Source organism: Nocardioides sp., from assembly GCF_036503465.1.
In the GTDB taxonomy this organism is placed as follows: domain Bacteria; phylum Actinomycetota; class Actinomycetes; order Propionibacteriales; family Nocardioidaceae; genus Nocardioides.
On the sequence record NZ_DASXWU010000019.1, the window covers coordinates 39,208 to 59,193 of the forward strand.

The 19,986-nt window shown below is 72.3% G+C and carries 16 protein-coding genes; 5 read left to right on the forward strand and 11 right to left on the reverse strand.

The features are described 5' to 3' along the window. The first annotated feature begins 38 nt into the window (after window positions 1–38). Complete coding sequence (locus VGK78_RS02735) at window positions 39–1,214, forward strand: helix-turn-helix domain-containing protein (RefSeq protein ID WP_331525766.1); 1,176 nt, start codon at window positions 39–41, stop codon at window positions 1,212–1,214. Here VGK78_RS02735 and VGK78_RS02740 read toward each other — a convergent pair. Genes VGK78_RS02740 through VGK78_RS02755 form a run of 4 tightly spaced genes read right to left on the reverse strand, consistent with a single transcriptional unit; the run spans window position 1,173 to window position 5,599 of the window. Then, on the reverse strand, window positions 1,173–3,188 hold the full coding sequence (locus VGK78_RS02740; protein WP_331525767.1) for a bifunctional phosphatase PAP2/O-acyltransferase family protein: 2,016 nt from the start codon (window positions 3,186–3,188) through the stop codon (window positions 1,173–1,175). The genes VGK78_RS02735 and VGK78_RS02740 overlap by 42 nt on opposite strands. 13 nt (window positions 3,189–3,201) lie before the next feature. After that, entirely contained in the window at window positions 3,202–3,891 is a 690-nt protein-coding gene (locus tag VGK78_RS02745; RefSeq protein ID WP_331525768.1) for a VC0807 family protein, read from the reverse strand. Window positions 3,892–3,899: 8 nt separating this feature from the next. Next, window positions 3,900–4,811 (reverse strand): DMT family transporter, encoded by a 912-nt coding sequence (locus VGK78_RS02750; protein ID WP_331525769.1) that lies wholly within the window; start codon window positions 4,809–4,811, stop codon window positions 3,900–3,902. After that, window positions 4,808–5,599 carry an SDR family NAD(P)-dependent oxidoreductase gene (locus VGK78_RS02755; RefSeq protein WP_331525770.1) on the reverse strand — a complete coding sequence of 264 codons (792 nt, stop codon included), beginning with the start codon at window positions 5,597–5,599 and terminating at the stop codon, window positions 4,808–4,810. The genes VGK78_RS02750 and VGK78_RS02755 overlap by 4 nt, the downstream gene beginning before the upstream one ends. 158 nt (window positions 5,600–5,757) lie before the next feature. On the opposite strand from VGK78_RS02755, the gene VGK78_RS02760 reads away from it, so the two are divergent. Next, on the forward strand, window positions 5,758–6,141 hold the full coding sequence (locus VGK78_RS02760; RefSeq protein WP_331525771.1) for a RidA family protein: 384 nt from the start codon (window positions 5,758–5,760) through the stop codon (window positions 6,139–6,141). Here the strand turns inward: VGK78_RS02760 and VGK78_RS02765 are convergent. The 3 genes from VGK78_RS02765 to VGK78_RS20305 form a co-directional block, all read right to left on the reverse strand. After that, window positions 6,138–8,264, reverse strand: a complete 2,127-nt coding sequence (locus tag VGK78_RS02765) for an MMPL family transporter (RefSeq protein WP_331525773.1) — start codon at window positions 8,262–8,264, stop codon at window positions 6,138–6,140. The two genes, VGK78_RS02760 and VGK78_RS02765, sit on opposite strands and share 4 nt — an antisense overlap. A 33-nt stretch (window positions 8,265–8,297) precedes the next feature. Beyond that, entirely contained in the window at window positions 8,298–8,717 is a 420-nt protein-coding gene (locus VGK78_RS02770; protein WP_331525774.1) for a hypothetical protein, read from the reverse strand. A gap of 159 nt (window positions 8,718–8,876) precedes the next feature. Beyond that, complete coding sequence (locus tag VGK78_RS20305) at window positions 8,877–9,425, reverse strand: sigma factor (RefSeq protein ID WP_414690619.1); 549 nt, start codon at window positions 9,423–9,425, stop codon at window positions 8,877–8,879. An 85-nt stretch (window positions 9,426–9,510) separates the two neighbouring features. Here VGK78_RS20305 and VGK78_RS02780 point away from each other — a divergent pair, with 85 nt between their 5' ends. Together VGK78_RS02780 and VGK78_RS02785 are read left to right on the forward strand one after the other, a co-directional pair. After that, window positions 9,511–14,037 (forward strand): ATP-dependent helicase, encoded by a 4,527-nt coding sequence (locus VGK78_RS02780; RefSeq protein WP_331525775.1) that lies wholly within the window; start codon window positions 9,511–9,513, stop codon window positions 14,035–14,037. Window positions 14,038–14,065: 28 nt separating this feature from the next. Beyond that, window positions 14,066–14,821: a DNA-formamidopyrimidine glycosylase family protein gene (locus VGK78_RS02785; RefSeq protein ID WP_331525776.1), complete on the forward strand. Its 756-nt coding sequence runs from the start codon at window positions 14,066–14,068 to the stop codon at window positions 14,819–14,821. 13 nt (window positions 14,822–14,834) lie between these two features. Here the strand turns inward: VGK78_RS02785 and VGK78_RS02790 are convergent, their stop codons facing one another. The 3 genes from VGK78_RS02790 to VGK78_RS02800 are packed head-to-tail and all read right to left on the reverse strand — an operon-like array spanning window position 14,835 to window position 16,944. Beyond that, window positions 14,835–16,049 carry a hypothetical protein gene (locus VGK78_RS02790; protein ID WP_331525777.1) on the reverse strand — a complete coding sequence of 405 codons (1,215 nt, stop codon included), beginning with the start codon at window positions 16,047–16,049 and terminating at the stop codon, window positions 14,835–14,837. Between the two features lie 48 nt (window positions 16,050–16,097). After that, the gene (locus VGK78_RS02795) at window positions 16,098–16,397 is read right to left on the reverse strand and encodes a helix-turn-helix transcriptional regulator (RefSeq protein WP_331525779.1); all 300 of its coding nucleotides are present in this window, start codon (window positions 16,395–16,397) and stop codon (window positions 16,098–16,100) included. A gap of 43 nt (window positions 16,398–16,440) precedes the next feature. Continuing rightward, complete coding sequence (locus tag VGK78_RS02800) at window positions 16,441–16,944, reverse strand: CinA family protein (protein WP_331525780.1); 504 nt, start codon at window positions 16,942–16,944, stop codon at window positions 16,441–16,443. A gap of 39 nt (window positions 16,945–16,983) precedes the next feature. Between VGK78_RS02800 and VGK78_RS02805 the strand changes: the two genes are divergently transcribed. Further along, entirely contained in the window at window positions 16,984–18,759 is a 1,776-nt protein-coding gene (locus tag VGK78_RS02805) for a glycoside hydrolase family 15 protein (RefSeq protein WP_331525781.1), read from the forward strand. A gap of 20 nt (window positions 18,760–18,779) precedes the next feature. On the opposite strand, the gene VGK78_RS02810 is transcribed toward VGK78_RS02805, so the two are convergent. Next, window positions 18,780–19,986 (reverse strand): ExeM/NucH family extracellular endonuclease (locus tag VGK78_RS02810; protein WP_331525782.1); only part of this gene is annotated, 1,207 nt, incomplete at its 5' end.

Sequence of the window (19,986 nt, forward strand, 5' to 3'; positions counted from 1 at the left end):
AAATTTGTCACGGACGCACAACGCAGCGAGGTTCAGCGGTGACAGTCACGGAGGCAGCCCTCGGCACCGTGGCGGTGCAGCTCGTCGACCGCCTGCCGCAGCTGATCGACGAGGTCAGCGAGGGTTTGCGGGAGTACTGGCCGGACTACGCCGACTTCCTCGACCGCGATCGCGACGGCGTGCTGGACGCCGCGCGGTTGTTCACCCCGCGCCTGCTCGAGAACACCCGAGGCCCCGACCACCGGACGCCGTCCCCCCACAGCGACGAGCCCCTGCGACTCCTCTTCGAGCAGATCGGCCGCCGGCAGCTGCAGCTGGGCAGTGACCTGACCCGGCTGCTCACGGCATTCCAGTTCGGCTCGCGGGTGGCTTGGAAGCACGTCTCCGCGGTCGCCCTCCGCAGCGACCTGGCGCCCGACGACCTCGCCGCCCTCGCCGACGCCGTGTTCGGCACCGTCAACAGCCTGTCCTTCGCCGCCGCCCGCGGCTACCTCCTCGAGCAGCTGGACGACGCCCGGGCGCGTGAGCGTGCCCGGGAGGAGCTGGCGGCCCTGCTGCTGAGCGATCGGGCCAGCGGGCCGGCGGTGCGCGCCGCCGCTCAGCGGGCCGGATGGCGGGTCCCGCAGACCGCCGCGGTCGCGCTGGTCGACCCCGACGACGACGCGGGACGGCAGGTCGTCGACGGACTCGGCCCGGACGCGCTGCGCATGCCCGGCCCCTCGCGCTACGGCGCGATCATTCCGGAGCCTCCCGACAGCGCGGGTCGCCTGCACCTGCGCCGGATGCTGCGCGGGGCGCACGCGGTGATCGGGTCGGTGGTCACGCTCGACCAGCTGCCGCGCAGCGTCGTCGTCGCCGAGATCGCGGCGCGCCTGTGCCGTGAGGGTGTGATCGTCGCCGACGATCCCGTCTTCGCCGACGAGCATCTCGACGCGATCCTGGTCCAGCGCGACCCGCTCCTCCTGGAGACCCTGCGCCGGCAGGTGCTCGCCCCGCTGGACGAGCTGTCGGAGTCGGCGCGCACCCGGCTCGTGGAGACGCTGGTGAGCTGGCTGCGGCACCAGGGCGACCGGATGGCGATCGCGGCCGAGCTCGGCATCCACCCCCAGACCGTGCGCTACCGGCTGGGACAGCTGCGGGAGGCCTTCGGCGACGGGCTGGACGACCCGCGGTCACGCGCTCGGCTGTTCCTGGCCCTGCAGTGGGGAGGCTGACGGCGCCTCGTCCGCCAGGTCGGCGAGCCGGTCGCGGAGCGCGTCGACGACGGCCTGGGCGTCGAGCATGACGGGGTCGGTCGCCAGGCCGATCCCGAAGGCGCCGCCCCAGGTCAGGGCGCCCATCGCCAACGGTGTCCCGGGCGCGAGCGGCAGGATCGGGTAGGTGCCGACGGTCGGGCGCCCGAGCATGGTCAGCTCCTCGGCAGGACCGGGGAGGTTCGACACCACGAGGTGCAGGAACCTCGCGCCGTACACGGTCCGGGCGAACCACTCCGCGGCGGGCTCGGGGAGCAGGCGCAGCCCGGTCGCCATCACGAACCGGGAGGCGAGCGCCCGCGTGGGTCGCCGAAGTCGACGGCTCCGCCGGAGGACGTCGGCGAGGACGTCGTCGAAGCTCCCTCGGGTGGGCGCGTCGAGGATGATCGCGGCGGTGGCGTTGCCCTGGGGAGCCGCGCTGGGGGCGCGCACCAGGAGCGGCACCGAGACCTTGAGGTGACCTCCCGCCCGCTCGGCCAGGTCCGGGGCGACGGTGCGAACGGCGTCGACGGTGGCGGCGATCACCAGATCGGTGACCCGTACGCCGCGGTTGCGCGCGGCGCGCCGTACGACATCGAAGGGCACCACGGCGATGCCGAAGTCGCGGCTCGGCGTCCCCGGCCCCAGGCTCCGGGCGCCGCCGTCGGTGGCGAGCTGGGCCAGACCGAGCGCCACCGCGGCGCCTCGCCGGATCGGCCCCGGACCCTTGCCCGAGGCGACCGGCAGCGGGACCAGCGGGTCGAACAGCCGCATCGCGCTGATGATCGTGCCGACCCCGTCGGCGACCGCGTGGTGGACGATCACGACCACCGCGCTGGTCGGCACCCCGTCGACCGCGCCGTGGACGAGCACGAGCCGCCACAGCGGTCGATCGCGGGGCAGGGCCTCCTCGGCCAGCCGGGCGACCGCGACGCGCAGGCCGTGCGGGCCGCCCGCGTACCGCTCGGACACGTGCTGGTCGACGTCCACCCGTGTCTCGACCCAGCGCGGGCGGCGCCAGCGCGAGGTGGTCACGAGGCGGTGCCCGAAGCGTGGCAGGGGGACCAGACGCTCGGTCGCGAGCCGGCGAACGTCCTCCGGCGTCGGCTGCCGCCCGGTCGGTGACACGCCCAGGGCGACGAGCCCGCCGACGTGCTGGGCGGCCCCGGTCGCCTCGACATGCAGGAAGAACGCGTCACAGGAGGCGACGACCTCGCCCGGTGGCCCGTCGTACCGCCAGTGGGCGTACCAGATGCCCGCCAGGATCGGCACCACGACGGCGACTGCGTCGAGCAGGTAGTGGTTTGCCGTCGCCATCACCACGAACAGGGTCAGCAGCACGTGCACGGCGCTGATCAGCTGCACCCGGAGGCCGACGGTGAAACGGGCGAGCACGACGCTCACCCAGAGCGCCCACCCGATGTGCAGCGACGGCATCGCCGCCACCTGGTTGGCGGTGTCGACGAGACCTGAGCCCCATGACCCCACGGTGTGGCCGCGGCTGACGGTGTCGACGAACCCGAGACCGGTCAGCATGCGGGGCGGCGCGGTCGGGTAGAGCAGGAACGTCGCGAACGAGAGCAGGTTGAGCACCAGGAAGGAGTCGCGGGCGAACCGCCACTGCTCCGGCCGGTGGATCCACACCCAGACGAGCAGGGCGACGGCGCTCAGGATGTACGTCGTGGCGTACTCGTAGTTCGCCAGCGTCGAGAGCACGCTGTGCGGCGCCAGCCAGTCGTTGAGCGTGCGCTCGACGTCGAGGTGCAGCCTGCGCTCGAGGTCGAAGATCGCACGCCCGTGCTCCACGGCCGCAGCGCGGCGCCCGGCGCCGCCCGTTGCGTCGACCAGCAGGTACAGCCCGAACAGCCCCAGCCCGAGCGCGACCTGTCCGATCAGTGCGGGCCGGTCGACGGCCGCGGGGCGCCGGTTCAGCTTCTCGCCGACGTCAACGCCCACCCGAGGGACGTTATCAAGCGTTGGTCAGCAGGCCCTTCGGACCGAACCGGAGGGTGACGCCCTCGATGCGGTGAAGACGGGTCCATCCGAAGTACGCGCAGACGCCGATCGAGAGCGCGGTGAGGACGCCGCTGAAGACGCCGCGGGAGAAGACACCGGCCGTGATCCCGAAGTGCAGGACGCCGAGGCTCATCGCCGCGTCGAGCAGCCGGGAGAGCCCCCACAGCAGCGAGACCTGGACGAACATCCGGCGTACCCGCTCGTCACCGATCAGCCGCTCGGGCAGGTGCACGAAGTCCTGGGCGAGCCGCATCGTGATCGGCCTGCCGACCACGGCGCTGCCGATGAACAGGATCGCCATCAGCATGGAGCCGGCGATCGGCTGCAGCAGGAAGACGTAGACGCTGGACAGGGCCAGGGCGATGCCCGTGCGTGCCATCAGCAGGGTGATCACCAGCAGGAGGGTGCCCGGAACGCGGCGCACGGTCGCCATCCGGACCGCGACGGTCACCACGCACCAGGCCAGCACGGCCACCAGACCCGGGAACGCGCCCACGGTGACCATGCACCCGTAGAGCAGCAGGGTGGGGACGATCGCCGTCTCGAGCAGCAGCCTCAGTCCACGCAGCAGCGTGGGGCGAAGGTCGCCGAGCTCGATGACGTGCTCGACCAGGGCGTCAGCTGGGGGAGGCTGGGAAGACATCCCCACCACTATGACACGGCATGGGCTCCTTGGTCCTCGGTTCGGCGAAGCCAGAGGTCGGCCGAGGGTGAGTGCGCCAGCGCCACGGCCCCGAGAATCACCAGCGCGCCGGCGACTCCGAGGCCGATCAGCGTGCCGGCGCCGGTGGGGAACTGCACGGGGAAGGCCAGCACGCCGATCGCGTAGCTGGCGATCGGGTTCGACGTCTCCTTCGCGGCCACCGCCCAGGGCAGCGGTCCGTTGGCGAACGCGCCCTGCCCGAGCACCAGCCCGAAGAGCGTCGAGGCGGCGAGCGCGTAGCCCACCCAGTCGCGCGCCGTGTAGCCGACGCCGTGGTTCACCAGGTCGTCGGTGGTCAGCTTGATGAAGACCGCGGTCATCGCGAAGCACAGCCCGGCGCAGGCACCCGAGACCAGCACCAGGGCGTCGGGGCCGAGCCGCGAGGCGATCGGGATCAGGACGATGATGGCCGCGGCGACGGCGATCACCGAGAGCAGGATGCGGCTGCGGTCGGGCTCGCCCTCCAACGGCTTGACGTGCACGACAAGGATCAGGACCACCAGCCCGGCGCACAGGCATCCGGCTCCCAGCCAGTCGCGGGCCCGTGGCCAGATCCGCTGCTCCAGCGACGACATCGGCAGCGCGAACAGCAGCTGGGTCGCGAGCATCGGCTGCACCGTCGCCACCGAGCCGAGGTGGAGGGCCAGCGCCTGGACGCCGAAGCCGGCCAGGTTGAAGGCCCAGCCCTGGAGCCAGACGCGGTCACGCACCAGCGTGGACATCAGCGCGACCGCGGCCGCGGCGACCGACCGCCCGTGCCGGTGGGTCTTCCGCGCCGCGCGCTGCTGGAAGTACGCCGACAGCGCGAACAGGAAGGCCACCACCAGCCCGAGCAGGGGTGCCAGGACGGTCGAGCTCATGGCCGTTCCCGGCGTCGGCCGCGGATGCGGACCGGCTCACCGAAATGAGTCGACAGCCTCCGGAACAGGCCCGGAGCGATCCCGCGCAGCATCGGCGCCATCCGGAGCCACCGAGGGACCCAGACCTCGGGCCGGTCATGCGCGACGGCGTCGACGATCCCGTCCGCCACCTGCTCCGCGCTCACCGGCCGAGGCACCCGGCGGAGGGGGGCCCGGCCCCGGGCCTCGTAGAACCGTGTGTCCACCACACCCGGCATCAACACCGTCACGCCCACACCAGTTCCCGTGAGTTCGAGCCGCACACTCTCGGCGAACGCGTCCAGGCCGGCCTTGGCCGCGGCGTACACGGCCTCCCCGGCGACGCCGGTGCGAGCGGCGACCGACGACACGAGGACGACGCAGCCGCATCCGCGCTCGACCATCGCGGGCAGCACCGCGCGCACGAGCCTGATCGGCGCGAGCAGGTCGACGGCGAGCAGGTGGTCGATCTCCGCCGGGTCGACCGCGGTGAACGGCGCCGACAGTCCCGCACCGGCGTTGGCCACCAGGAGGTCGAGCCGCCCATGGACGGCGAGCGCCCGGGCCGCCAGGTCGTCGGGGGCGTGAGGCTCCGCCAGGTCGGCGAGGAGCGGCGTACCTCCCACCAGGTGGGCGACCTCGGCGGTGCGCTCGGTGTCCCGTCCGTGCACGAGGACGTGCGCGTGTGCGCGCGCCAGCGCGACGGCCGTGGCTCGGCCGATCCCGGAGGACGCCCCCGTGACCAGGGCGACGCGACCTGCGAGGTCCACCCGTGGCTCCTTCCCTGCCCGACCCACCCAATCATCGACAGCGGACACCGCCGAACTCCCGCCCAACCTTTCATGCCGGCGTAGCGTCCCCGGGCGCGCGGCGCGGACGTGCGGTCACGATGACCGCCCTCGAGATCTCTGACCCCTACCGTGTTCCCATGGAACGCCGGCAGGCGCGCTCGGGCTCGCCGTACGAGAAGACAATGGGGTTCAGCCGCGCGGTGCGCGTGGGGTCGACGATCGCGGTGAGCGGAACCGCGCCGATCTGGCCGGACGGCCGGGTCGACCCCGACCCCGCCGCCCAGGCGCGGCGGTGCTGGGAGATCGTCGTCGCCGCCCTCGAGGAGCTCGGCGCGACGGTCGCGGACGTCGTACGCACGCGTCAGTACGTCGTCAGCGCGGACGTCGCAGACGACGTCGGCGCCGTGCACGGCGAGGTGTTCGGTGCCGTCCGGCCGGCCAGCACGATGGTGGTCGTCGCCGGCCTGCTGGACCCGCGGTGGGTGGTCGAGGTCGAGGCCGACGCCGTGGTCCGGCTCTAGACGCCCGCGGTCTCCCGCTCCGGTTCGCGCGTCTCGTCGCCGTGGCCCGGCCACCAGGCGGCGTGACCGATCAGGGCGGTGAGCGCGGGAGTGAAGAACATCGCCATCACGAAAGCCGCGACGAAGATCCCGAACGAGATCGAGAAGCCCATCGCGACCAGCAGGGAGTTGCCACCGAGCATCAGCGATGCGAACGTTCCGGAGAGGATCAGACCGGCCGCCGCCACCGTGGGCCCGGCGTGCTTGACCGCCTCGGCGGCAGCGCCGCGCGCGTCCTTGCCCTCGCGGGCCTCCTCACGTAGGCGCGCGATCATCAGGATGTTGTAGTCGGTGCCGAGCGCGACCACGAACAGATAGATGTAGATCGGCAGCAGGAAGATCAGGCCCTCCTTGCCCTGCAGGTGCTGGAAGACGATCACCGCGGCGCCGAGCGTGGCGCCGAAGCCGAGCCCGACCGAGGCCATCAGGTACCACGGCGCGACCAGGCTGCGCAGCAGCAGCGCGAGGATGACCGCGATCACGATGGCCGCGACCGGGAACACGATCGAGTAGTCGCGGTTCATCGCCTGCTGGAAGTCGGCGAAGACCGAGGTGGTGCCACCGACGAGGCCCTCGGTGCCGGTCGGGGCAGCCGCATGGGCGGTGTCACGCACCGGTCCCTTGATCGCGGTCAGGGCCGTATCGGAGGTCGGATCGCTGGCGAGGACGACGCTGTACGACGCGGTCTGCCGATCTGGGCTCAGCTGAGGCTGACCGACCTGGCCGACGCCCTGCGCCTTGCCGAGCGCCGCGCCGTACGCCGTGGTCTCGCTCTGGCCGAGCGGCCGGCCGTCGGTCGAGTGCAGAAGGATCACGGTCGGGTCGGTGGCGCCGGGCGGGAAGCCCTTCTCCAGGGTCCGCAGGGCGACCGCGGACTCGACGTTCTTGGGTGCGCCGGAGTCGCCGAGGTCGAAGTTCGGGTTGAAGCCGAAGGCGAAGACCGCCAGCACCGCGAGCACCGCGCCGGACGCCGCGACGTACGCGACGGGACGGCGGCCGAGAGAGCGCCCGATCCTGCCGAAGCGGGCGTACTCCGGCTCCGTCTTCCACGACTTCGACGGCCAGAACACCTTGGTGCCGACGAGCGACACCACGGCCGGCACCAGGGTGAGCGCGGCCAGCACCGTCACCGCGACCGCGATCGCGAGTGCCGGGCCGATGGACTTGAAGATGCCCAGCGAGCTCAGCACCAGCGCCATGAACGAGACGATCACGGCCCCGCCTGCCGAGATGATCGCCTCGCCGGCACGTTGGATCGCCTGGGCGACGGCCGACTTGTGGTCCTCGCCGAGGCGGAGGCGTTCTCGGTAGCGGAACAGGAAGAACAGGATGTAGTCGGTGCCGATGCCGAACAGCACCACGATCAGGATCACCGTGATCGAGCTGTCGGTCTTGAGGTCGAAGATGTCGTTCGCGAACCCGATCAGGCCGAGCGCGACCTGCGACACCAGGCCGATCACGAAGAGCGGGAAGACGGCCAGGATCACGCTCCGGAAGATCACCACCATCAGCAGCAGGATCAGGCCGAACGTGACACCCCCGACGATCGCCTCGGCCTTGGCCGACGCGTCCTGGGAGTCCAGTGCCTGGGCTGCCGACCCGGTGACGCCCACCGTGAGATCGGTGCCGTCGACAGCCGCGTGCGCGTCCTCGCGGAGATGCTTGGCACCGTCGATCGCCGCCGGGTCGTAGGGGTTCTTGTCCTTGGCGATCCCGACCGTGGCCAGCTGGACCAGCTTGTTCTGCGACGGGGGCTGGGCGACCACGCCGGAGAAGATCGGGTCGACCTTCCCGTCGAGGTCGGTGACCACCTGGGTGATCTTCGCCTGGTCGGCGGCCGTGAGCTTCCCGCCGTCCGTGCGGTCGAAGACCACCAGCGCGGCGACGCTGGACTGCTGACCGAATGCCTCTGTCTGCAGGTTGGCGGCGCGGATCGACTCGTACTTCGACGGCAGGAACTCCGACTGGTCGCTGGTCGCGCTGAGCTTGGGTGCGGTGAAGATGATCAGCACGGACACGAGGATCCAGCCGATCACGACGAACCACGGATGACGTGTGGCCAGCCGGCCGAGTGCCCCGAACACGCGCCGAGCCTAGCGACACACCCAACTCACCCGTCACATGGGTTTCTGCTTCGACCCGGGCTCAGGCGACCAGGGTGCGGGATATCGGAAGTCCACGCGGTAGCGCGGCGCCGGCGGCGCGGTCGATCGGCAGACGTGTCCGTCCGGTGTCGTGATCTCGACCGTGTGGCGCTCTCCTGGTGAGGGTCTCACTCGCCACCCGAACGACTCCTTGGCGTAGTTGCACGCTTCGCAGAGGCCCTGCCCGTTCTCCTCGCTGGTCTCGCCGTCCTCGGCGACCGGAACCGGGTCGTCACGGTGACGGATCGGCGCATCGCACCAGGGCGTCCGGCAGATCTGGTCGCGCAGCTCGATGAACGTGCCGAGGCCGTCAGGAAAGCATCGGGCCCGGGAGTCGGCCGGCACGAGCCGGCCCGTCTCCGGCTCGGCGTAGAGGCGGCGAAGCTGAGCCAACCCCTCTGCCTGTGCCTGCTTGGTCAGCTCGCGCGCGAGCTCGGCCGGGATCCTCCTCGTTGCTTCCGAAGAGCACGTCGTCCGCCACGACCAGGTGGGTCAGGACGGACAGGTGCGACGGCTTCTCGGTGCCGAGCACGCGAGCGACCAGCGTGTCGGCTATGAGCCGGCCGCGGGTGCGTGGGTCCCCGATCGCGCGCAGGGAGTCTGCGTGCTCGCCGAGCGTGCGCACACGGCGACCCCTTGCGCGACGGGCAGCTCCGCAGACAGCCGGGACATCACGTCCGGAGCGGGTCGCAGGGTCACCCGACGCTCGGACTCCGCGTTCCGTCGCCGGGTCACCCACGCCTCGGGCAACCACGGCAGCTCGGAGGGCGGCGGAGCACCGCCGGCGCCGACCGGGACGACGCGATCGGGGTGGGTGCGCAGGAAGTCGAGACAGGCGTTGGTGGCGATCCGGTAGAGCCAGGCGCGAGCCGACGCCCGACCGGCGTACGTCGCCCTCCCGCGCCAGGCCCGCAGCAGCGTCTCCTGCACCAGGTCCTCGGCGTCGGTGAGCGAGCCGAGCATCCGATAGCAGTGCACGCGCAGCTCGGCCCGGTGCCGCTCGGTGAACGACCCGAAGGCGACGTCGTCGCCGTGCAGCACGAGCTCGCGGTCCTCGTCGTGCGGCCGGTCCTCGGAAGGGTGTCGGTCCATGGGCGTCATGACGGGAGAACCACCTCGACTCATCGGTCCCGGCTGTCACTCCTGCACTCTCGGCTCTGTCGGCGGGGTGAGCAAGGATGGTGCAGTGGCGAACGCAGTGGAGGGTTTCAGCGCACCCACGCGCGAGTGGTTCCGCGCGGCGTTCGCCGAGCCCACCCCGGCCCAGGCCGGGGCCTGGGAGGCGATCGCGCACGGCCGGCACGCGCTGGTGGTCGCGCCGACCGGTTCTGGCAAGACGCTGGCGGCGTTCCTCTGGGCGATCGACCGACTGCTCAGCGAGCGTGGTCCCGACTCGCTCGACCGACACACACGCGGCACCCGGGTCCTCTACGTCTCCCCGCTGAAGGCCCTGGCCGTGGACGTCGAGCGCAACCTCCGAGCCCCGCTGACCGGCATCCGCCACACCGCCGAGCGGCTCGACGCGCGGCTGCCCGACGTCACCGTCGGCATCCGGTCCGGAGACACCCCGGCGGCCGAACGCCGCACCCTGGCCCGCACCCCGCCCGACATCCTGATCACGACGCCGGAGTCGCTGTTCCTGATGCTGACCAGCCAGGCCCGCGAGAGCCTGCGCGAGGTCGAGACGGTGATCGTCGACGAGGTGCACGCGGTGGCCGGCACCAAGCGCGGCAGCCACCTCGGGCTCACCCTCGAACGGCTCGACGCGTTGCTCCCGAAGCCCGCCCAGCGGATCGGGCTGTCGGCGACGGTCCGCCCGCTGGAGGAGGTGGCCCGGTTCCTCGGCGGAACGGCACCGGTCGAGGTCGTCGCCCCTGCATCGGCCAAGGAGTGGGACCTCAAGGTCGTCGTCCCGGTCGAGGACATGACCCAGCCCGCGCCGTACGACGAGGACGCCGAAGACTCCCGCGACAGCGCCTCCATCTGGCCGCACGTCGAGCAGCACGTGGCCGACCTGGTCGGGCAGCACCGGTCCACGATCGTCTTCGCGAACTCCCGGCGGTTGGCCGAGCGGCTGACGGCGCGGCTCAACGAGATCGCCGCCGAGCAGGCGGGTGGTCTCGACTCCGCTCGACCACCGGCCGGGCCGCCGGCGCAGGTCATGGCGCAGTCCGGTACGTCGTACGCCGCAGCGCCGGTGATCGCCAAGGCCCACCACGGCTCGGTCTCCAAGGAGCAGCGCGCCCTGATCGAGGACGACCTCAAGCGCGGTCGGCTCCCCTGCGTCGTCGCGACCAGCAGCCTCGAGCTCGGCATCGACATGGGTGCGGTCGACCTCGTGATCCAGATCGAGTCGCCGCCGAGCGTGGCCAGCGCGCTTCAACGGGTCGGGCGCGCCGGTCACCAGGTCGGCGAGGTCAGCCGCGGGGTGCTCTTCCCCAAGCACCGAGGCGACCTCGCGCAGACCGCGGTTGCCGTCCAGCGGATGCGGACCGGGCAGATCGAGGCCCTCCGCATCCCCACGAACCCGCTCGACGTGCTCGCCCAGCATGTCGTGGCCGTCGTCGCGATGGATGCCTGGGCGGCCGACGACCTGTTCGACCTGGTTCGCCGCTCCGCGTCGTACACCGGTCTCCCGCGGTCGGCCTTCGAGGCCACCCTCGACCTGCTGTCCGGCCGCTACCCCAGCGACGAGTTCGCCGAGCTGCGCCCGCGCATCGTGTGGGACCGGGTGACCGGCCAGCTCACCGGCCGCCCCGGCGCCCAGCGACTGGCCGTGACCAGCGGCGGCACGATCCCGGACCGCGGGCTTTTCGGCGTCTTCCTCGTGGGTGCAGAGGGATCGGGGCGTCGTGTGGGCGAGCTCGACGAGGAGATGGTCTACGAGTCCCGCGTCGGCGACGTCTTCGCGCTGGGCGCCACCAGCTGGCGGATCGAGGACATCACCCACGACCGGGTGCTGGTGACGCCCGCCCCCGGCGTACCCGGGAGGCTGCCCTTCTGGAAGGGCGACTCCCTCGGTCGGCCCGCCGAGCTCGGCGAGGCGATCGGGGCGTTCACCCGCGAGCTCGCCTCGGCGAAGCGCGACGCGGCGGTGGAGGCGGCCGAGGAGCGCGGCCTCGACGCCTGGGCGGCGGGCAACCTGGTGGGCTACGTCCATGAGCAGGTCGAGGCCACCGGAGTCCTCCCCAGCGACCGCACCTTGGTGGTCGAGCGGTTCCGTGACGAGCTCGGCGACTGGCGGCTGGTCGTCCACTCCCCCTACGGCACCCCTGTCCACGCTCCATGGGCGCTGGCGATCAACGCCCGGCTGCGCGAGCGGTACGGCGTGGACGGCCAGGCGATCGCCTCCGACGACGGCATCGTGATCCGCATCCCCGACACCGACGCCGATCCGCCGACCGGCGAGGTCATCGCGTTCGAGCCGGACGAGATCGACGACCTGGTCACCCAGGAGGTCGGCGGTTCGGCGCTGTTCGCGTCGCGGTTCCGAGAGTGCGCAGCGCGCGCGCTCCTGCTCCCCCGCCGCGATCCGGGCAAGCGGTCGCCGCTGTGGCAGCAGCGCCAGCGCAGCGCCGCCCTGCTCGAGGTGGCGGCGAAGTACCCGTCGTTCCCGATCGTGCTCGAGGCGGTCCGCGAGTGCCTGCAGGACGTCTACGACCTGCCCGCCCTCGTCGGCCTGATGCGTCGTGTGCAGCGGCGCGAGGTCGGCATCCACGACGTCGACACCCACCAGCCCTCGCCGTACGCCCGCACCCTGCTCTTCGGGTACGTCGCACAGTTCGTCTACGAGGGCGACTCACCGATCGCCGAGCGCCGGGCCGCCGCGCTCGCCCTCGACCAGGGTCTGCTCGCCGAGCTGCTCGGCCGGGCCGAGCTCCGCGAGCTGCTCGATCCCGAGGTCCTCGCCGAGGTCGAGGCGATGCTCCAGCGGATCCACCCCGACCGCCGGGTCCGCGACGCCGAGGGTGTCGCCGACCTGCTCCGGTGGCTCGGACCCGTGACCGCCGACGAGGTGAACGACCGCAGTGTCGAGGGAGCCGACGCCGTCGAGTGGCTGACCTCGCTCGCCGGTGCCCGCCGCGCGGTCGCCGTGCGGATGGCCGGGGAGGAGCGGTGGGCCGCGATCGAGGACATCGGCCGGCTCCGTGACGGGCTGGGGGTGCCGGTGCCACCCGGCGTACCCGACGCCTTCACCGAGTCCGTCGACGACCCCCTCGCCGACCTGGTGAGCCGCTACGCGCGCACCCACGGCCCGTTCACGGTCGCCGACGTCTCGACCCGACTCGGGCTCGGGGCCGCCGTCGTCCGGCAGACCCTGCAACGTCTCGGTGCCCAGGGCCGGGTGCTCGAGGGCGAGTTCCGTCCGGCCGGCTCGGGCGCCGAGTGGTGCGACGCCGAGGTTCTCCGGCTCCTGCGCCGACGGTCCCTGGCCCGGCTCCGGCGCGAGGTGGAGCCGGTGGAGCCGGCCGCGCTCGGGCGGTTCCTGCTCGCCTGGCAGCACGTCGACCGGCCTCGCCGCGGCCCGCGCGGCATCGACGGGCTGCTGCAGGTCGTCGACCAGCTCGCCGGGTACGCCGCACCGGCCTCCGCCTGGGAGTCGCTGATCCTGCCGAGCCGCGTCGCCGACTACGAGCCCGCCCTGCTCGACGAGCTCACGGCGTCAGGTGAGGTGACCTGGGTCGGACACGCCAGCCTGCCCGGGACCGACGGCTGGGTGTCGCTGCACCTGGGCGACCAGGCTGCGCTCACGCTGCCGGTGCCCGAGAAGGCCGAGCTGCCCGAGCTGCACCGGTCGGTGCTCGACGCCCTCGCTCCCGGGGGCGCGTGGTTCTTCCGGCAGCTGCGGGCCGCGACCGGTGTCCGCGACCGCGAGCTCGCCGAGGCACTCTGGCACCTGGTCTGGGCCGGCCGGATCACCAACGACACCTTCGCTCCGCTGCGGGCGCTGACCGGCTCGGGCTCCGGCACCCACCGCACGCGCCGGGCGACGCCCCGCGCGCGCCCGAGCCGGCCGGGCCTCCGCCCGGCGCCGCCCACCACCACCGGCCGGTGGGCGGCCCTCCCCGAGCTCGACACCGACCCGACCCGGCGGGCCCACGCCGGGGCGGAGCGGATGCTCGAGCGGTACGGCGTGGTCACCCGTGGGTCGGTGATGTCCGAGCGCACGACCGGGGGCTTCGCGGCGGTCTACAAGGTGCTGTCCGCCTTCGAGGAGTCGGGTCGCTGTCGCCGGGGTTACTTCGTCGAGGGCCTCGGCGCCGCCCAGTTCGGCACCGCCGGGAGCGTCGACCGTCTGCGCACGTTCACCGAGACCCGGGGCGACCGCGACAAGCCCGAGGCGGTGACCCTCGCGGCGACCGACCCGGCCAACCCGTTCGGTGCCGCACTCCCCTGGCCCGAGCGCGAGACCTCCGGCGGCCACCGGCCCGGACGCAAGGCCGGAGCGCTCGTCGTCCTGGTCGACGGCGCTCTCACCCTGTACGTCGAGCGCGGCGGCCGGACCCTGCTGACGTGGTCCGACGACCCGGCTCTGCTCCGACCCGCGGCCCAGTCGCTCTCGGAGGCCGGACGTCGAGGTGCGCTGGGCCGGATGACGGTGGAGAAGGCCGACGGCGAGCAGATCCTCGGCGGGGGTTCCACGCCGCTGCGCGAGGCCCTTGACGCCGCGGGCTTCCTCTCGACGCCGCGGGGGCTGAGGTTGCGTGCCTGAGGGCGACACAGTCTGGCGGGCAGCCCGGATGCTCGACCGTGCCCTCTCCGGAAAGGTGCTGACCCGCACCGACTTCCGGGTGCCGGCCTTCGCCACGTGGGACCTGAGCGGTGCGAGCGTCGCCGAGACGGTCTCCCGCGGCAAGCACCTCCTCACCCGCATCGAGGCGGACCGCCCGTGGACACTGCACACCCACCTCAAGATGGAGGGCGCCTGGCGGGTCCTCGAGCCGGGCCAGAGGTGGCCCCGCCCCGGTCACACCGCACGGGTCGTGCTGGAGACCGCCGACACCGTCGCTGTCGGGTTTCAGCTCGGCATCGTCGAGATCGTCCCCCGCGACGGGGAGGGCGACATCGTGGGACACCTCGGCCCCGACCTGCTCGGACAGGACTGGGACGCCGACGAGGCGGTGCGCCGGCTCCGGGAGCAGCCCGACCGCACCATCAAGGCGGCGCTGCTCGACCAGAGCAACCTGGCAGGCGTCGGCAACATGTACGCCAACGAGCTGTGCTTCCTCGCCGGGGTGGCGCCGGACACTCCGGTCGGCCAGGTGCCCGACCTCCCCCGCACGGTCGGCCGGGCCCGTCAGGTGCTCGACCTCAACCGCCACCGAGCGGTCCAGTCCACCACCGGCGACCTGGGCCGCGGGCGCACCTTCTGGGTCCACGGTCGGGGCGGCCGGCCCTGCCGGCGGTGCGGCACCCGGGTCGTGGAGTCGATGCTGGGCGAGGCCGGGCGCGAGCGGGTCACCTTCCACTGCCCCAGCTGCCAGCCGCCGCGCTGAGCTCGGCGCGGACTCAGCGGCTCAGGCGGGCCAGGGTCGACGGACGCTGCACGTCGAGCCAGGCCACCAGGTCGCGGAACGGGACGCACTCGGTGTGCGGTCGCCCGCAGGTGTGCAGCACGAACGTCGTCAGCGCGTCCCGGTAGGCGTCGTGGTTCCAGTCGTTGAAGTGGTTGCCGAGGATCACCGGAGCCCGGTTGCCGTGCAGGGACCGCTGGTAGAGGTCGTCGTACGTCGCCTCGACCTGCTCCTCGTCGGCTCGCGCCTGCTCCACGGTGCCGTCGACCCCGCCGCGCTGGGTGAAGAAGTAGTTGTAGTCCATCGTGGTCACCGGGTGGTCGGTGCCGTGCAGCGGGAACGTCGTCATCCCGATCTGCCAGAGCCCGCTCCGCCGGTCGCGCGTGGGCCAGGTCAGCGCCGGGCGGGTGAACGACGCGTCGTAGGCGAAGCCGTGCGCGACGAGTGCGGGGTACAACGCCGACGGCCGACCCTCGAGGCAGGGCGTCCGATCGCCGGTGACGTCGCCGGGGGTGACGTCGAGCCGGACCGAGCGCGGCAGTCCGTTGTCGGCGCGGTAGTCGCGGAGCAGGTGGAAGAACTGGTCGAGCTCGACGTCCCAGTCGCGCGTCGACCAGGTGTCGCCGCCGCTGGGTAGCCCGGCCGAGGCGCAGAAGTGCCCGTTGAAGTGGGTCCCGATCTCCATCCCCGCGGCCACGGCGCGGTTCAGGTCGGAGATCTCCACCGGCACCTCAGCCGGCGTGCCGAACCCGATCTCCGACGTGCCGGGCGGGTAGTACGGCGGGTGGTAGTCGTCGCGGGTGGCGTCACTGAGGAGATAGGTCCCCGACAGGAAGCCGGTGAAGCGGAACGGCACCTGCTCCGCCACGGACATCCAGTGCTGCCACATCTCGTGCCAGCCGACGCCGTCGAAGCTCACCACCACGAACTGAGGCGGCCGCTCGCCGGGACGCAACCGGTGCGGGACGAACCCGTCGGGGAGCGGGGAGCCGGCACGCGGGTCGGCGTACGTCGCAGGTGCTGTCGTCGGTGCTGTCGTCGGTGACGTCGGCGAGGGCTCCGGCGTCGGGGCCGTGGTGGACGAGGAGACGACGGCGACCGGCGACGTCGGCTCGTGCGCCGTCGGCTCCTGGCGTGCATGCACGCCGCACGCCGCGAGGACGGCCGACAGCCCGAGCACGGCTGGGATCGCGGTCAGGCGGCGTCTCACGCTCGTGGGACGAGCCGCACGTGCGGGTTGTTGCCAGCGAAGGCGTGATCAGGCGGCCGACGCGGACGCCACGACCGGACGACGCACGGTGATCGGCGTCGGTGCGGTGGCGGCCTCCTCGACCGCGACCGCCTCGGAGACGTTGCGCAGCACCTCGGACAACGGGGTGTCGAGGGCCGAGCACAACGAGGCCAGGAGCTCGGAGGACGCTTCCTTCTGTCCGCGCTCGATCTCGGAGATGTAGCCGAGGCTGACCCGGGCCTCGGCGGAGACCTGCCGCAGGGTCATCCCGCGCTCGAGGCGACGCTCGCGGAGGACGTCGCCCAACAGCCGGCGGAACATCGCCATGGGGCCCTCCTCACGCTTGGTCGTCTGGTCGCCACGGAAAACGCTACCCGAGCGGGGGTTGTTCCCGACGCAGGATCCCACAGAGGGCCGACAGCGCCTCCCGGCAGGCCCGGTCCTGGATCTGGTGCCGGTCGCCCACCAGCTCCATGCTCAGCGCGGAGACACCGTCGGGCCCGGCGATCCCCACGAAGACGGTGCCGACCGGCCTGCCCTCCTGCGAGTCCGGCCCGGCGACGCCGGTGGTGGCCAGGGCGTACGTCGCACCGGTGGCCTCACGGCAGCCGGCAGCCATGGCCCGTGCGCACTCGCCCGAGACCACGCCGTACTGCTCGACGAGGTCGTGGGGCACGCCCAGCACCGACTCCTTGAGCGCGGTCGCGTAGGTGACGAAGCCGCCGAGATAGCTGGTGGATGCACCCGGCACGGCGGTGACGGACGCCGCCAGGCGCCCACCGGTCAGCGACTCGGCCGTGGCCAGCGTGGCACCCGCCTGTGCCAGCAGGCCGAGGGCCGTCGCAGCATCGTCGGCGCGGGCTCCACGTCGCATGACCCCGACCCTAGCCAGCGGCACGGCTACCCTGCCGGGGTGAGCCGACCCATCGAGGACTACGCACTGATCGGCGACCGGCACACCGCGGCCCTCGTCGGCACCGACGGCTCGATCGACTGGCTGTGCGTGCCGCGGTTCGACTCCCCGGCCTGCTTCGCGGCGCTGCTCGGTGACGAGGGGAACGGCCGCTGGCAGCTGTGCCCGGTGGGCGACTACGAGGTGTCGCGCGCGTACGTCGAGAACTCCGCAGCCCTGCAGACCACCTTCACCACCGACTCCGGTGTGGTGACTCTGCTCGACGTGATGCCCACCGGCGACGACCGGATCGACCTGGTCCGGCGCGTCACCGGCGTCCGGGGGACCGTCCGGATGCGCCATGAGTGGATCGTCCGTTTCGACTACGGGACCGCGCGGCCCTGGGTGCGGCGACGGCACGAGGACAGCGACGAGCCGGCCATCACCGCCGTCGTCGGACCCGACAAGCTCGTCCTCCGTGGCCCCCGCCTGCCCGAGGCCCAGGGAGACCGGCACGTCGACGAGTTCGACGTCCGCGACGGCGAGATCCTGACCTTCTCGACGACCTGGATCCCGTCCCACTTCCGCACGCCGGGCCCGCACCGGGCGCTGGTCGACGAGACGATCCACGAGGACGTCACCTGGGTCGCCCGGCTGGATCTCTCCGGTGTTCCCCACGCGGACGTGGTACGCCGGTCGCTGCTGACGCTGCACCTGATGACGCACGACGACACCGGCGGCATCGTGGCGGCCCCGACCACGTCCCTGCCCGAGGACTTCGGCGGCGAGCGGAACTGGGACTACCGCTACTGCTGGCTGCGCGACGCGGCGCTCACCATCGCCTCCCTGATCGAGGCCGGGGCGACCGAAGAGGCCCGGTTCTGGCGTGACTGGCTGCTCCGGGCGGTGGCCGGCGACCCGGCGGACCTCCAGATCATGTACGCCGTCGACGGCTCGCGACGGCTCCCCGAGCTCACCCTCGACCAGCTCCCCGGGTACGCCGGGTCCCGTCCGGTCCGGATCGGGAACGGCGCGGTCGACCAGCGGCAGACCGACGTCGTCGGTGAGGTGATGCTGGCGCTCGAAGCGGCTCGCGAGTCCGAGCTCGGTCAGACCGAGGACGCCTGGAACCTCCAGCGCGTGCTGATCGACCACCTGGCCGAGACCTGGGAGGACCGCGACAACGGGCTGTGGGAGATCCGCGGTCCGCGGCGTCACTTCACGCACTCGCGAGTCATGGTCTGGGCCGCGTTCGACCGCGCCGTGAAGGCGGTCGAGGGGCACAACCTGGAGGGCGACGTCGGCCGGTGGCGCGAGGTGCGCGACCAGGTCCGCGACGAGGTGATGAGCAAGGGGTTCGACGCCGATCGCAACACGTTCACCCAGCACTACGAGACCCACGAGGTCGACTCGTCGCTGCTGATGCTGCCGCTGGTCGGGTTCGTCGAGGGCGACGACCCTCGGATGCTGGGCACGATCGCGGCGATCGAGCAAGACCTCCTGCGCGACGGCCTACTCCTGCGCTACCGCACGCAGACGGGCGTCGACGGGCTGTCGGGCGACGAGCACCCGTTCCTCGCCTGCTCGTTCTGGCTGGTCTCCGCCTACGCCGGCGCCGGGCGGCTCGACGACGCCCACGCGCTCTTCGACCGGTTGTGCGGCCTCACCAACGACCTCGGACTCCTCTCGGAGGAGTACGACGGGGCGCACCACCGGATGGTCGGCAACTTCCCGCAGGCGTTCAGCCACCTGACTTTGGTGCAGGCGGCCTTCACGCTGCGGGCCGCCGCCGACTGAGCGGCGGCGGCCCCAGCGTCCTACGGGTTGCCGTTGACGACCGTGACGGTCGTGGTGGCCGTGCCGGGGGCGGTCAGGTCGTCGCCGAGGTAGCGCACCTCGACATGCTGGACCCCGGCGTTCTGGAACGGTCCGACGGACAGGCTCGCCTGGCCGTCGTCGAGCGTCGCGGTGCCCACCTTCACGCCGTTCACCCAGAACTCCACGACCCCGGTCGGCGTGACGCCCTGGTCGCCGCTGACCGTCACGTCGATCCGCGACTCGGTCTTCTTCCGCTTGACCGTGTCGGGCGTCGCCGTCGCGGTGACGGTGGAGTCCTGCCGGGTGAAGGGCACGCTGAGTCCGACCAGCTCCGGGTTGTGGTCGGAGGCCCGGAACTGGTTGTCCTGGTAGAGCAGCGTGGCGTTGTAGTTGTAGCGGCTGTACTCGAAGCCGACCGACTCCTCGGCGTTGATCTGCCAGACGTCGCGCCCGGTGACCATGCCGGCCGCCGCGGTGTTGGCCAGCACGTGGTCGAGCGAGCCGGCCATCCCGCCGTACTCGTACGACGTGTCCCGCGGGTCGTCGCTGGACTGGTTGACGAACCCGTTCTGGTAGAGCACCTGCATCGGGTCCTCCTGGGTGTAGGAGTTGAAGTCACCCGCCAGGAAGATCTTCTTGGTGCCGTCGGCCTGGGCCGTCGCCTTGGCGAAGTCGACCAGCGCGCGGGCCTGCCGGACCCGGTCGCCGTTGAAGGCACCCTGGATCCCGTTGGCGTTGTCGCCCGTGGCCGGGGGCGTGCTGTCGCCCTTCGACTTGAAGTGGTTGACCACGACCAGGAACCCGTCGGCGTCCAGGGCGCCCTTGCGCTTGAACTCCTGGGCCAGCGGCTCGCGCGCGTTGGCGAAGGGCTCACCCGGGTCGGACTGGTCGGCCAGCACCTTCGAGGGGCCGACCAGCTGCACCGTGTTCGGGTTGTAGATGAACGCCGTGCGGATCACGTCCTGCTCCGGGAGCGCGGGCAGGTCGTCGGCCGCCGGGGACGGGGCGTAGGCCCAGCGGGTGTGCCCCGCGTCGGCGTTCAGCGCGTCGACCAGCGACTTCAGCGCGTCGTCACGGTCGCTCTCGCCCAGCGCCACGGAGTTCTCGATCTCCTCCAGCGACAGGATGTCGGCGTCCATCGTGTTGATCGCCCGCACCTCCTTGACCCGCTGCCGCTCGACGTCGGCCGTGGGGTCGGTGAGGTCG